This is a genomic window from Ignavibacteria bacterium (assembly GCA_017302895.1).
Taxonomy (GTDB): domain Bacteria; phylum Bacteroidota; class Ignavibacteria; order Ignavibacteriales; family Ignavibacteriaceae; genus UTCHB3.
The window spans coordinates 609944-624653 of sequence record JAFLBV010000001.1; the positions used below are offsets into that span (position 1 = coordinate 609944).

The 14710-nt window shown below is 38.5% G+C and carries 6 protein-coding genes; 2 read left to right on the top strand and 4 right to left on the bottom strand.

Going from position 1 to position 14710, the window contains the following annotated elements; all coding sequences use genetic code 11:
- The first annotated feature begins 385 nt into the window (after nt 1-385).
- Entirely contained in the window at nt 386-3568 is a 3183-nt protein-coding gene (locus tag J0L60_02430) for a hypothetical protein (protein ID MBN8544965.1), read from the top strand.
- A 44-nt stretch (nt 3569-3612) separates the two neighbouring features.
- Here the strand turns inward: J0L60_02430 and J0L60_02435 are convergent, their stop codons facing one another.
- From J0L60_02435 to J0L60_02450, 4 genes are all read right to left on the bottom strand, one after another.
- Nucleotides 3613-8535 (bottom strand): hypothetical protein, encoded by a 4923-nt coding sequence (locus J0L60_02435; GenBank protein ID MBN8544966.1) that lies wholly within the window; start codon nt 8533-8535, stop codon nt 3613-3615.
- Nucleotides 8536-8881: 346 nt separating this feature from the next.
- Nucleotides 8882-10390, bottom strand: coding sequence for an AAA family ATPase (locus J0L60_02440; GenBank protein ID MBN8544967.1), 1509 nt, complete (start codon nt 10388-10390; stop codon nt 8882-8884).
- Entirely contained in the window at nt 10384-11517 is a 1134-nt protein-coding gene (locus tag J0L60_02445) for a hypothetical protein (GenBank protein MBN8544968.1), read from the bottom strand. The genes J0L60_02440 and J0L60_02445 overlap by 7 nt, the downstream gene beginning before the upstream one ends.
- Nucleotides 11518-11930: 413 nt before the next feature.
- Nucleotides 11931-12701 (bottom strand): ABC transporter permease, encoded by a 771-nt coding sequence (locus J0L60_02450; GenBank protein MBN8544969.1) that lies wholly within the window; start codon nt 12699-12701, stop codon nt 11931-11933.
- Between the two features lie 195 nt (nt 12702-12896).
- On the opposite strand from J0L60_02450, the gene J0L60_02455 reads away from it, so the two are divergent.
- Nucleotides 12897-14681, top strand: a complete 1785-nt coding sequence (locus J0L60_02455; protein ID MBN8544970.1) for a phosphoenolpyruvate carboxykinase (GTP) — start codon at nt 12897-12899, stop codon at nt 14679-14681.
- Nucleotides 14682-14710: the final 29 nt, after the last annotated feature.

Sequence of the window (14710 nt, forward strand, 5' to 3'; positions counted from 1 at the left end):
AGAATAAATCGACCAATTCCAAGAGAGCCCTTGTGGCGACATATGGGTAGAAACAGCTATGATCTATGAACTCTAAGCTGATCGAAAACTCTCATTTTCAGAAAAGGAGCGACAATCGTCTCGATTGTCAACCGCAAATCCCGCGAATTCACCTCAGGATAAAATTGGAAAAGATTGCCCAATGGTTAACAGCATTAAAAGCCCTCCGGGCGGCATATGGGTGAAAGAATGTCTTGAACACTATTAACATGATTTTGCGGGACTAACAGGATGTCCTTTCGGTTTATTGCCAATTAGAGAGCAAATAAATTTTATAACCATCCGGAAAAAACCATGTTTCGATACTCTATCAGAATATGAACATCAAAAATCAAACAGGACACCAATGAATCTCAACGACAAAGACACAAGAAAATTACTTATCAAGGAAATGCTCGAGAACGCGAGACGTAAAGCTGATCAGAAACAGACTGCGAGCAAAATATTTGATGCGTTAACTAAGCTGTATAATTCAGTCAATTCAAATTCATCGAGACGATGGATCTGGGAGTTGATTCAAAACGCAAAAGATCTTTCTTACGATCAAACACCTGTTGATATAACCGTTGATCTCGAAACCGAAAAGGAGTCCTACCTAAAATTCAAACACAACGGTAAAAACTTCAACATTGATCAGATCACATATCTCGTCAAACAAGTCTCAAGCAAGGACCGTATCGAATCTTCCAAGACAACCGGCAAATTCGGAACAGGGTTTCTTTCAACTCATTTACTCTCCAAAACAATAACAGTGAATGGCATCGTTGATATCGGTGATGACAACTTTTCATCTTTTTCCATCAACATGGACCGTGATGCAGAGTCCCTTGAGGAAATGGTAACCAAAGTCGACCAAGCCCTTAGAGATTTAGACGGGCTGATAGAAACCTCCGAATTCATTGATTTAAACCCGAAAGAATACAATACATCTTTTACTTATCACCTTACCGAAAAAGGGCTGAATTACGCCAAGAACGGCATTTCAGATCTGTCAATGTGTTTACCATATACACTACTTTTTATTGACTCGATTGGTGAAGTAAGCGTACAGCATACCGGAATATCGTATGTACGGAATGGAATCATTCCCGACAACGATATTTCCATCTACACAATTGATGAAAAATATCAGGGAGAAGTGAAAAAGCGATATTTCATTAAACTTGATGAAGATGATGTGGCAATTGCTGTGGAGTTGGAGTTGGACGATTTAGGCAATTACTGTATTAAGGCCATGGACGAATCTTTACCAAAAATATTCTGTGATTTCCCGTTGCTGGGTTCGGAAACCTTTGGTTTACCTTTTGTCATTAATAGTCCCCATTTTAATCCGACCGAACCCAGGGATGGGATATTTTTGGGAGATAACGACACTAAGGAAACTAATGAAAACAAAGCCTTAATGCTGAAGGGCGTGGAGATGTTCGGCATGTTACTTGACTTGTGCTCGGGAAATAAATACGGGTCTTTATACAATTTGGCGAAGATGCATAAACCCAAAGAGTTTGATTGGTTTGATAAAGTTTGGGTCCTTGAAAATATCCACTCAGTTATTAAGGAAATGTTTCTTACTACCCCCCTTATACGGAATATAGTTGGAGACTTGGTCCCCGCTAAAAATCAAGCAGGTGATGTTTGTGTTTTTGTGCCGGCGGCCAAATCAGCAGAACTTAGACTAAGCTTGTATCACTTGCTGACAAATCTAAACTACGCCCCTATTTCACCTTACAGTCTACCTGCAATCGAAGAACTTCCAGAATGGATTTCGATCCTCAGAGATTCTGAATTCACACTCGATCTTCTCGAATTATCAGAAATGCTCGCTAAGTCCAAGACAGTATCTGAATTGGAAGAGAATTTGATTAATCCATGTTCAATATTGTGGTTAAATGATTACTATGAATTACTCAAATCAGATGAGACAACTTCGGTTCAAATTCTCAATCGGAATTGCAGTATTAAAGTTTTTGTTAATCAAAATAATGAATTTCAGCCATATAGCCTGTTGAAGCGCGATAATCAGATTGAGGAAGCGTTAAAAGATGCCCTTGCAATGATCAATAATGATATTAGAAGCACTCTCATCTCTAAAAATTATACAATCAGCGATTGGACTGATTTTGAAGCGCTGAAGAACTCCGATCTGATTGATAAACTAAACAACCATTTGAGAAAGAGTACGGGCGAAATTGACTTGGTCCTTTATCTCACCTCTCTTCTTCCCGAGAATAATGATGAATTCAGGAAATATCGCGATAAAATCTTTAAGCTCACAACCTTTGTAAGGTCAAACTTCCCCACCGCCCTAACAGTAAGTATCATCGATAATTCTCTATGGGAAGAATCCGACAACCGTTTGTTCAGGCTGCTGACGAATGAGATAGCTACATCTAAATCAATAGGAAATTTTGCTTCCGACATTAATAAATCACATGATGATACCTACAAATACCTGACAGATCTCATATCATTTATTGACAGTACAGATTTCTCAAATAATATCAATTTGAGTAAAATTGCAATGTTTCCGGATCAGAATGGTGACTTCCAAATGCCGGGTGATCTCAGTATAGATGGCGGAATTGATGAGGAATTAATCTCGATCTTGGAAGCACTTGGTTGGCCTCTCAGAAGCCGTTTACTCCATAATTTCGTACAAGTACCAAGCGGTTTTATGGAAGTATTGGACTATAAGGGCATGCTCGACGAATTCAATGAGGTTGTAAAGCGAGTATTTAAGTCGGTTGAGAGGACACCTGAAGATCAGGAGACCTACACACGCTTGTATAGCTGGCTCGTTGACAACAGTGATATTTCTGAGGAATTCTTCTCTGAAATATTTGGTAAAAAAGAGCGACTGCTGAGTGATAAAATTATTAGGGATTCCATCGATCGCGCTGCAACACTTTCGAAATTAGAGGAAATTATCGGTGAATCCATCACCTCCGAAATCTTGGAAGACCCGGTTTTCGTAAGAACACTTATTGAATCAATTCAGAGATCAGCCGGTGTTAATTTAGTTTCGGAGACAAGTAAAAACGAAACCTCAATATTCCAAGGTGAAATTCAGGAGCGGGAATATGAGGTGGAAGACCTTAACGAGTTGATGCTCTCCTCCGGGGTGTTCGATGAAGCCGGACTCCAGATACTTCGTTCCAGGTTCAGGTTTGGTAAAAGTATTCAGGACTACAGCCCCTATGAAAGGTTCAGTTGGGTGAAGAATCTGTTAAACCGTGCTGCTGATAATGTGATAAGTAAGCTTTCAAGGGACTCTGATTACGACCTGAGTCATTATAAACGCGACTCAATCACCACCCTGACTAATGTACTCTACAGAGGAAATGAGATATCCATCGTGGTAAGACCTAACGATTATAAAAAAGTGATCATATATTACCAAAGAGAACTCGATCTGCTAAAAGAAACGGATACCCAGTTTTGGGTCGACAATGACTTTGAACAGAAGCAGATCACCATTGGTCATATTCTTGAGGCCATGAGATTGGGCGTTATCTTGAATATTCAATAAATTTTTGGTAGGGGATGATTATCTATCCTCCCCTACTCAAATTATCAGAACACTGATGTAGTCCTGTAAATTAATCTTGAATTATCGCTCAGTCTTTTTATTCTTTTCTCTAAAAATGGTGTAACAAAATCATTAATGATAGTTTGCACAGCACCGATGTCTAAAATTGAAATAGATGTGATTTTATTAATTCCAAGCGAACTGTATGATGTACCCAATGACATACCGCTCATAGTATCCGGTGAAACCAACCACCTGTCATGCAATGGTGTACCGGTATAATCAAATTTATTCACAAAAGTAATCTCATTATCCGGCGCTTCCTCGTCGCAGATCTCTTGCCATAAGTTTTGATACGTATCTCGAAGATCTTCAAAATTTTCATCTTTCTTGTTTACACTAGTTAGGACTTTGACCGAGCTGTTAGGAAGATGAGCCTTAACCAATTTCAAAAAATCGATACTTTTTGGTTCAAAATAGGGATCAATCAAGATGATTTCCTGAGGTTCATTACTTGTAAACCAACCAACAATTGTATCTAATGCCTTTTGACGTTCACCCAAGTTAATCATGGTAGTGCCTGATTGAGTTAGCGAACCAATTTCTTTTTGTTGAATATCTGCCTGATACTCTCTTTCCATCAAGTTGACAAGATTCAAATTTGACATAAGACTTTTCGCCACTTCAACTAATAAAGTATTTGCTTCATTGGTATTTTTATACTTCACTACAAGATTCTGAATGACAAAAGTATACACTATACTCGCTTCATCAAATGGTAGGTTAGAGGCTAATATTATATAGTCTCTTAAGTACTTAAAGGATTTAGGGGTAAACACTCCTGAATTTAATTTCCGAAGGAGGAACTCCGAGAGTTCCGGGAGATACTGAAGTTTCTGTTCCTTAGAATTCTCAAAATCCGCAACAACGCGTATGTGGTTCAGGTGTTTTTTTAGAGATTTGCCTAACTTAGCTCGAGCCGGATCATCATCATAAATTGTTACTAACTTCTCAGCCCAATTTTTATCAATTTTGTAGGCCAGATCAATAAACTCTTTTTGAATTTCGAGATATGCTTCTTCCGAATTTTTAAGGGAGTCAAAAATATTTTTGAGATATGATTTTGATTTTGCTCGATCTATATTTGATAGTACATTCAAGAAAACCTCGAGCCGCTCCATCCGCTCTTCGAATACTGGTATCTGTTCAATAAGGTCGTTTATGTCCCGTACTAATTCTCGAATGAAAGAATCGTCTTTCTCCACATCGCCAACGGATTCAAGAATAGTGCATTTAACGAATGCCAAATCAGATTTGCTTGGGATATTATTTGCTAGACTATTTAAGTTTCGGAGATCTTCTAGAATTAGTTTATTTTTTTTTGGATAGATTCTAGATAGCACAGACCTTAGAAGAATGACATATCCTTCATGTTTTATATTCCGAGTATCTGGAAGCTTACTAGCTATGATAGTGTCAATTTTAGTATGAATATCTATTAATTGCTCTTTCGTGTAGTCTAACTTGTTTTTCGCAATACTATCTAGAAGAGGTGTCAGTATTCCTGTGATAGCATAGTCCTCAGAGTGATACTTAATCAAACTAAGTATTTGCAGGATTGTATTATACTTCAGTTTTCTATCCATTTTCTTAATTTCACACTTATCATCACCTGGACACCTATTCATCATGAATCCAATAACACTGTTAACTATTTGTTTCTTTACCTCCTTGTCTTTAATTTTTGTCAAATCACTTTCGAAGCGTACGGGACTAGTCAAGTAGATAACTCTCGCTGCTTGACGGAAAAGATCCTTGAATGCTGGATTTGAAGCATTATTATCAAGAATCCTAAATATATGATCTTGGACGATCTGATTGAGTTCTACAATTTTATCATTTAGATAAAGGCGCTCTGCAATTAAGACATAAATGGCCAACTGGGAATACTCTGACGGCACCTTGCTGATATTGTTTTTCAAGAAACTCAGAACATCATCAAATACTAATGGATTTTTATCCAATCCAGGTAGACACCTTACCAACAAAGACAGCAATTTATCGATTACCGATAAAGCAACAAAGCTATGATTCTCAATGTTCCTTTTCAAGTCTTCAACATTTGTGAGCAATTTCTTTGAAGTCTCTGTATTCGATTGAACCAAAAGATTAGATACTTTGTAATTCACGACTATTTGTGAATGAACACAGGGAATTTGAGAGATTATGTTTATAAGTGCCTGTTGGTAGTCATTTTTGACCAACCAATCTGCATCCTTGTTTAGAATCAATAGATAAGCATAAGAGTTCAGTAGAAATTCTGTGTTTTGACTTCTCTGTACGACACTTTCCGCCAATCGAATGCAGGAATTTCGAAGGGTTGAATCTATCTCCTCTTCTTGGGACATCCCTCTTAATATCAGAAATGCTGCAGTTTCTTTATCTGACTGTTTTTTAATTTTCTCAAAAAGATACCTGATAATGCCGAATACTAATTCGGAAGCATCCCGGGATAGATAAAGTTTTAGTACGGAGAGATATAAGTCATTAGCACGCTGCTCGGTTAAAAATGGGATAGTTCTTTCGAAAAACATTAGAATGTATTTTTCTTCCAAGGTGATTATTTCTTCTAAAAAAGAATTATAAATGTTTTCGTGCACTGCACTTTCACGCAAACCTATCTCTAGTTGGTCAAAAAACGATCCAATGATCCTATCTTTTAGATTTTTAACATCTGCAGTTTTATGAAGTTGAGAATATTTGTCCAGACTCCGTAAAATAATCAGATATCCATGTAGTCGAGTCGGAAGATCATAAATCTCGGAGGTTACATCCAGGATTTCTTGATAATCGTTGATTACTAACTTATTCTCAAACAGAGAAGAAGTGTAAATAAATCTGACTCTTAATCTAATGTAATCTATGGTAGGTCTACGGGTATTTGGTGCTTCTAACAAACGAGTAATCTGTAGGTTTAACTCTTCAAAATCTGCCTTCTCTGTGAGTAGATCGATCGGGAGAGTTAGATCATTAAGTATTGACGCATTTAGGACAAGTTCGGTACTGTCGATTGCAAACTCAATAGACTTTTGAATTATTTTTGCTAAATTTTTCCTTTCTTTTGTAGATCTGATCCAAAGCCTCATAATTGTGATTTTTGCAAATCTGTCTTCTGATGAATTGAACAACCTAAGGAAGTCGTCATCATCAAACGATTGGATAGTGCCTAGGTCAGCCAAAAAATTTCTTATATCCTGATTTTTAATATTTTCTAACAAAGGAGCGTCGTTCCTCAAAGAACCAAGTGAACCCGCTGAAATTTTATCAACCGTAATTTTTGAAATTATTGAATCAACGACATCGTCATCATTTAAATTCTCTCTGAGAATGTTAATCAGTTTTAAAGTTATTTCAATACTGAAATCCATAGTTAGTCTGATCAGGTCAATAAGATTATTATCTGGTCTAAAGTTGATGCGCGAGAAAAGTTCATTAATTTGGATCTTAATCTCTTCGGGAATAATCTTATTTTCACTTGCTAATCGACTTGCCAATAGCGTTAATAGCTTGAAACGGTCCTCTATTGTACTTACTTTCAAGGCTATTACTAACGCTGAATTCAAATCATCCAATGCGAGACATGATAACATTTCAAGAGTCAATAAACTTAGTCTAGTACGATCTGTGAGGATACTTTTTAATAGAGCAAGCCTTAGAGAATCCTTTGGTGTCTCCTCCTTTGAGACATTTTCGAGTCCTAGTTCTATGTTTTCGATTAATGCATTATATGATCTGCTATCAGCTAGCATTTGTTCACAATAAGACGGACTAAGTAATCTTACTACTTCAGTACTGTTACCAATCCGGTGATTATATTTTATAAGAGACCCATTTAATGTACTATCATTAGGATTTTGATTTATATAAGAAACAATACTTTTGAGTGCTTTATTTTCGAGATGTTTGAGATATTTTCGGACAAATCTGGCAAATGAATCACTTTTAAAAGCAACGATACCATCTTTAACTTCAAGTATCGCTGCGAAATCTAGTATCTCGTTAAATTTCCCATTCGATATTTTTGTTACGCCTAGTAATTGCTCCAATCTCATGCTGACATCGCCGAATACTAAAACTGAAAGAATTTCGTCTATTTCCTCAAATCTTTCTTTATACAGTTCGTATTCTATTGCATATAGTTTATCAAGTTCAATCCCATTTTGAAGATTTGAATGAAAGTCAATTTCATAGTTTCTCTTCATCACTCTTAAGAGGGTAGAAATTGTAGTTGGATTCCCCTTACTTATTCTATAGATATTTGCAAACAGAGATTCCTCATAATCAATCTGCTCTTCAAGGAATTTTTTTGTCTCATCGTATGAAAAATTGCTCAAAATAGTACGCGTAGAATTTTGCCAACCCAACTTCTCAAACAACTTTTTATTTCGTTCAGCATCCCCGATTAGAAGGTAGTTTACCGTATCAACAGTAAGGTTGAAAAAGAAATATATGATGTGGTTAATTCGTTCTGCAACCTCTGGTTGTATTTGATCAAAACCATCTACAACAACGAAAAAGTCTTTTATATTTCTGCTCTTCAAGTGGTGTTTAAGATAACCTATATACTTTGCCAATATACCTTCAGTGCGACCATCATCCTCCGGCATTTGTTTCTGACAGATCACACAAATTTGTGAGATCAAATCCCAAGTAAGGTAGTTTAAATCAGTAGTCAGGAGATTTATTCCGTTTACCGATATTAATACACTATTATTAACTTGCTTTTTGTTAAATTGCTTTGCAAATACTGTCTTACCACAACCATCTTCACCCCCTAGGGCAACGATTCTAGTTTGAGAATTAAAGGTTCCCAAAATTGAATCGATAATATTGCTCCTATCAACGGAGTATTCGTAACTCGAGACTTGGTTTATGTTACCAATATGAAATTGCTGTATTGGTCTCATTTCAATTCCTTTTTAATTTTCGATAAATTAGGGTCATAAAAATTAAATTCAGATTTTGTTATTGTTTCAAATTAAATTACCTTCCGACCATCTCCCACCAGCTCTGTTTCCGATTTTCCCGTTTGTATCTGTCAGCTAGCTATTTTTTAATCTCACTTGCTTTCAATTCGATTAGCCTTATCTCATCCTCAGAGAGTTGGAACAAACGATAAAGCATCCGGTCAATCTGACGCTCGAGTGATTGAGCACGGTTATTATCTTTTTCCTCGTTTTATTTGACAACGGGTTTTCATTCTGGGTATGGCAAATTGAAATCAACTCTAATTATTTTAAGTCAATTAAATTGTTACTCTTTTGTAACTTGCTTTTGTTCTCGAATTAGATTTATTAGTATCTCGATTGAAGTCTTTAGCTCATCTGATGTGAAAATATCATTCTTCATTGACGAATTCTCCGGATGGTGGACCTTATTGCGTATAAATACCGGCAAAGAAACCGAATATTCCTCGATAGGTTTTCCATTTTGTTCTCTTCTCCAGATTCTTGGTTTTTCAGCATATCTTGACTCAGAGATGTATTTCTCCATAGCCTGCTCCTTATAATTTTGAGTACACTCCTGAAGATAACCATACAACTCATCATGAAATTCGATAGTAGGGTATTCAAATGCAAGAAAGTTTATCTCGCCCCAAGACGGACTCCAAGGGAATAGCCCACATATAACTTGGATTTCGTTGTATGAAATAGTAGGACCGCCGGGGATTTTTTTTGTGATCAAAGTCTTCACACCTTCTTGATTAACAGAGTGCTTGAAAAAGACTGGGGAGTGTGTAGTAACGAAAACTTGGTGGCCTTTTGTTTCATCTGTCAGTTCCAAAAGATATTCTGCCAATTTTTCTTGCAGTTTTGGATGGAGATGCAGTTCAGGTTCATCAATAAGTATGACCAATTTTTCGTTCGATAAGGAAGCCAATGTCTCAAGAAAGATCAGCGATATGATCATTTCATAACCAGAACCGAGATTTCTAATCGGCAGTGACAGGAAATCTTTGGGTGATGTGAAAATAGCATTTTCATAAGGAGCGTTAAGGTCTATCAAGGTCAATTCAATAGGGTCAATTTCGAAAAACTTTGTGCGATTTTGAAATTCCACCATGACCGTATACTCCATTAATTTTGTGCGTTGAGCAATTTCTGAGATCAAATCATTTAATGAAGTTCTAAGATCTGCTCGTTCTTCATCATTGTTAATATCTTCTTTTCGTAGACTCCGTAAAAATCTCCAGTTTAGATCCTCTACTACAGTTGAAAAAGCAGTATTATAGCCATGATGTATCTGCCGATCCCGCTCCTTACCATAATAGAACGATACTGGAAGACTTGAGATTTCCGTTTGAGATAACGACAATGCCCGTTGATGAATGAATTGACTTTTTCCATCTTCTTTCTCTATTTTGTAACCACTACTAGCCTGTGATATTTGGGGAATAACCACATGACTGATGGTAACAGGTTCTGAGAATAACTTCTTATGTGCCTTTCTCTCTCTTTTTTTTACATTTAATTCCAATCCGATGGCATGAAAATTGACATTCTCAGAATTGTAATCAATACTAGCTTCAAATGTATCTTCAAAACACGCAATTATTTCTATGGGTTCATCACATCCATTATGAAAATCGGTATGCTTAATCCTACGCATAACATATCCGGGTGATATACAATAATTTATAGCTTCGAGCAAAGTGGTTTTGGAGGTCCCATTGTCACCGACGAGAATATTGAATCGATCAAATTCAAGCTTTTCGATGTGATCGATTCCGCGGAAATTCTTTATAGTAATAGTTTTTAGCATGTTTGTGCCTGTAGTTCATAGGTTTTATTTGTCTCTGTCCGGAAGGAATGAGCTTCATCAACTATAATATTTTTTATTCGTCTTAATCGATTTTCATCAATCTTGTCAAGTTTTCCGATTGATTCAAATGTAGCTTGTACTTTAAAATCGCGCATAACATTTTTCCACGAACCGGGATTAGTTTCGTCAAGCAAAACGGGTGATCCCAGAACTAGGGTGTGCCCTTCAAGCTGTCCTGCAATCATTGAGGCGATGTAGGATTTTCCAAGCCCCGCCACATCCGAAATAAATACACCACCATGTTCTTCAATTATCTTTATGGCATTAACGACATCTTGACGCTGATATTCGAGGTCGATAAAATCTTCGGGGTACTTATCCCTGATTAGATTGTAATCATAACTCAGATCGAGTTTGAAATATTCATAAAGGAATTTCAGATAGAATTCATAAGGAGTGATTGAATCGTTTACCCATGTATCTTCCATTACCGTCTGAACAAAGTCTTCCGATATGTCGATTGACTGTGCCCACAGATTTTCGAATTTATCGAGTGCAAAACGGACATCGTAACCTTTTTTCAGCTCATCATTAAATTCAAGATTTTCATGCAGGCCCGAATAGGAAAAATTACTTGATCCCGTTATAACTCTTCCTAGGTCTTCATCATCTTCTGATTTTCTGAGGATATATACTTTAGCATGAATTACTTGAAGGCGATAAACTTTCATCTCCAGTTTGCTGGATCGAAAGAATTCGATGAATTTTTTTAAGCCGGTATTGGTTTCGAAGTTATCTTCGATCGATTGAATATCGTCGCGGAGTTCTTTTTTATAGTCGAATTTTATGAGAGGGGTTGATCTGAAATTTATTTGTTCCGTGGTGGTTGCATGGCGGTGCACATCCCGGGTATGTTCATCGAGTTTTAGCCCGACAATCACTCTTATCTTTTCAACATCTTCCAGCGATTCATAGAGATTGTAGAATTCGCTGGCACGGAAATAGCCAACGAGGATGTCGAAATATTTGGTGGTTCTTAATACTTCTCTGAACCTATCGAGAAGAGACCCGTTTTCATCATTAGTGAAAAAAATGAGATCAAGAGGATCTTTGTTTCCGGTGCCCATGCAAGCCTGAAATTAATTAATCTGCCCTCGAAGTTAGGAAAAGTTTTGGTTTCAGGCAACAGGTTTTTTCAGGTATGAGGTGTTGGGTATCTGGTATTATTTTTTTCGGTGAAATGGAAAGTTATCGGTTGGACAATCGAGACGATTGTCGCTCCTTTTCTGAAAATGAGAGTTTTTGGGTAGCTAATAGTTCATAGATCCCAGATCATGGCAGTTTCTACCCATATGTCGCCCGGAGGGCTTTTGGGGGAATTGGTCGTTGGGACAATCGAGGACGATTGTCGCTCCTTTTCCGAAAATAAGAGTTTTAGCCGGCTTATAGTTCATAGACCATAGATCATACCTGACTCATGCTCCTTTTCCGAAAATACGGGTTAAATCAGCTTATAGTTCATAGATCACAGTTCATAGCTCTAGAACAGCAGCATCCAAAGGACATAGTCGAGGATAAGGATGAGAGCGGCGGAAAGGACAAAAGAACGAATGGTTGCATTGCCGACACCTTCGGCGCCACCGGAGGTTCGGAGACCGTTGTGAACACCGATGAGGGCTGTGACAGCTCCAAAGAAGACGGTTTTAATTAAGCCGGTGAAGAGGTCATAAAGCTGAAAATACTGTTTTACGGAATGGAAAAAGACAGCTTCCGAGACTCCGAGGAAGTAGTTTGAAACGAGAAATGCTCCAATAACGGCGATGAAGGAAGCAAAAAGTGCGAGTATGGGAAGCATAACGATTGATGCGAGGAAACGGGGCATGGCCAGAAATCTTATCGGGTTAATCGCCATGCTCTCGAGCGCATCGATTTGTTCGGTAACTTTCATTGTGCCGAGTTCTGCTGCTATTGAAGCACCAACTCTTCCCGCGATTACAATTCCGGTGAGAACGGGACCCAGTTCTGTGATAATTGCTCTGCTCGTTGCGGCACCAAGAAATGAGACGGGTGCAATTCCCTTAAGTTGATATGCAGCTTGCCATGCGGCAACAGCTCCTGTAAAAACCGCGATGATAAGAACCAGCGGCAGCGAGCCAACACCGATATGCTCCATCTGAAACAGCACTTGCTTTCTGTTTTTGATGATTTTGGGAAAGAAAAAGATGATTCGCATCAGAAGGAGTGAAATTTCACCAATTTCAGATACAAAATCGATTGTCTTCTTTCCCAGAAGGGCTACAAGTCTGGTCATTTAGGGCTTTTATCGTTTCAAATTATGTTGCTGTGCAATCGTGTTTTTGAAAAATGTATTAATATTTGTAGTTTTGAATGTTAGAAAATAATAACTAACATACGCGGAAGATTAACTAATATTTATTAATTACCGTTTATAGAGCGTAAAAATAACTATAAACTGTAAAATAATGAAACAATTTGAGGCATTTATATGACGACAAACAAAAAGCTGTTGAAATGGGTTGACGAAATGGCTGCACTCTGCAAGCCTGACAATGTATATTGGTGTAACGGTTCGGAGGCAGAATATGATGAAATGGCTAAATCACTCGTGGAAAACGGTACCTTTCTCAGGTTAAACGATGAAAAAAGGCCCAACAGTTACATTTGCATGTCAGATCCAAGTGATGTGGCAAGGGTTGAAGACAGAACTTTTATTTGTTCGGAAAAGAAAGAAGACGCAGGACCCACTAACAACTGGATGGCTCCTGCCGAAATGAAAAATATTCTTACCGGGTTGTTTGATGGATGCATGAAGGGAAGAACGATGTTCGTAATTCCTTTCAGCATGGGACCTCTCGGAAGCAACATTGCACACATCGGAGTGGAACTTACAGATTCACCTTATGTGGTTTGCAACATGAAAATTATGACAAGAATGGGACAGAAAGTCCTCGATCAGCTCGGTGACGGTGAATTTGTTCCCTGCCTCCACTCAGTAGGAAAACCCCTCGCATCGGGTGAAAAGGATGTTCCATGGCCCTGTAACACTACCAAATATATAGTTCACTTCCCTGAGGAAAGATCAATCTGGTCGTTTGGAAGCGGATATGGTGGAAACGCTCTTCTCGGTAAAAAATGTTTTGCTCTCAGAATAGCCTCGGTAATGGCTAGAGATGAGGGCTGGCTTGCCGAGCATATGCTCATCGTTGGAATTACCAACCCAAAAGGCGAGAAGAAATATGTGGCTGCAGCATTCCCGAGTGCATGCGGCAAAACGAACCTCGCAATGCTTACCCCTTCACTTCCCGGATGGAAAGTTGAATGTGTCGGCGATGATATTGCCTGGATGAAATTTGGGCCTGACGGAAGATTGTATGCAGTTAATCCTGAATACGGTTTCTTCGGTGTGGCACCCGGTACTTCGAATAAAACAAATGCCAACGCCCTTCTTTCGGCAACTAAAAATTCGATTTTTACGAATGTTGCTCTCACCCCTGACGGCGATGTTTGGTGGGAAGGAATGACGGATGAAAAGCCGGCAAAATTGACCGACTGGAAGCACAGGGAGTGGACACCTGAGTCACCTGAACCTTCCTCTCACCCCAATTCAAGATTCACAGCTCCTGCAGGACAGTGCCCTGTGATAGACCCTGAATGGGAAAATCCCGCCGGTGTGCCGATTTCAGCCATACTTTTTGGCGGCAGAAGAGCAAAGGTTGTTCCCCTCGTTGCAGAAGCTTTCGACTGGGATCACGGTACTTTCCTTGGATCTACGGTTTCATCAGAAACTACCGCTGCGGCAGTTGGTGCTGTCGGTCAGATCAGAAGAGACCCTTTCGCAATGCTTCCTTTCTGCGGCTACAACATGGGTGACTACTTCAAACACTGGATCGAAACAGGACAAAAAGCTGACAAAACGAAGCTTCCGAAGATATTCTATGTGAACTGGTTCAGAAAAGATGAAAACGGAAAGTTCATTTGGCCGGGTTACGGCGAAAACATTCGTGTTCTCGAGTGGATTTTCAACAGAGTTGACGGTGCTGACATTGCGGTTGAAACCCCCAAAGGATTCCTTCCAAAACCGGGCACAATCAATGTCGAAGGCCTTGATCTTTCAGAGGAAAGAGTTGCAAAACTGTTCGAGATCCACAAAGATGACGGTCTCGAAGAGATGGCAAGCATCAGAAAATATTTCGACTCATTCGAAGGACATGTTCCAAAAGAACTTTATGCCGTTCTCGATAAAGTTGAAGGAATGTATAACAAACTTTGATTTGTTAACCACAGATGATCTTAAAAGCT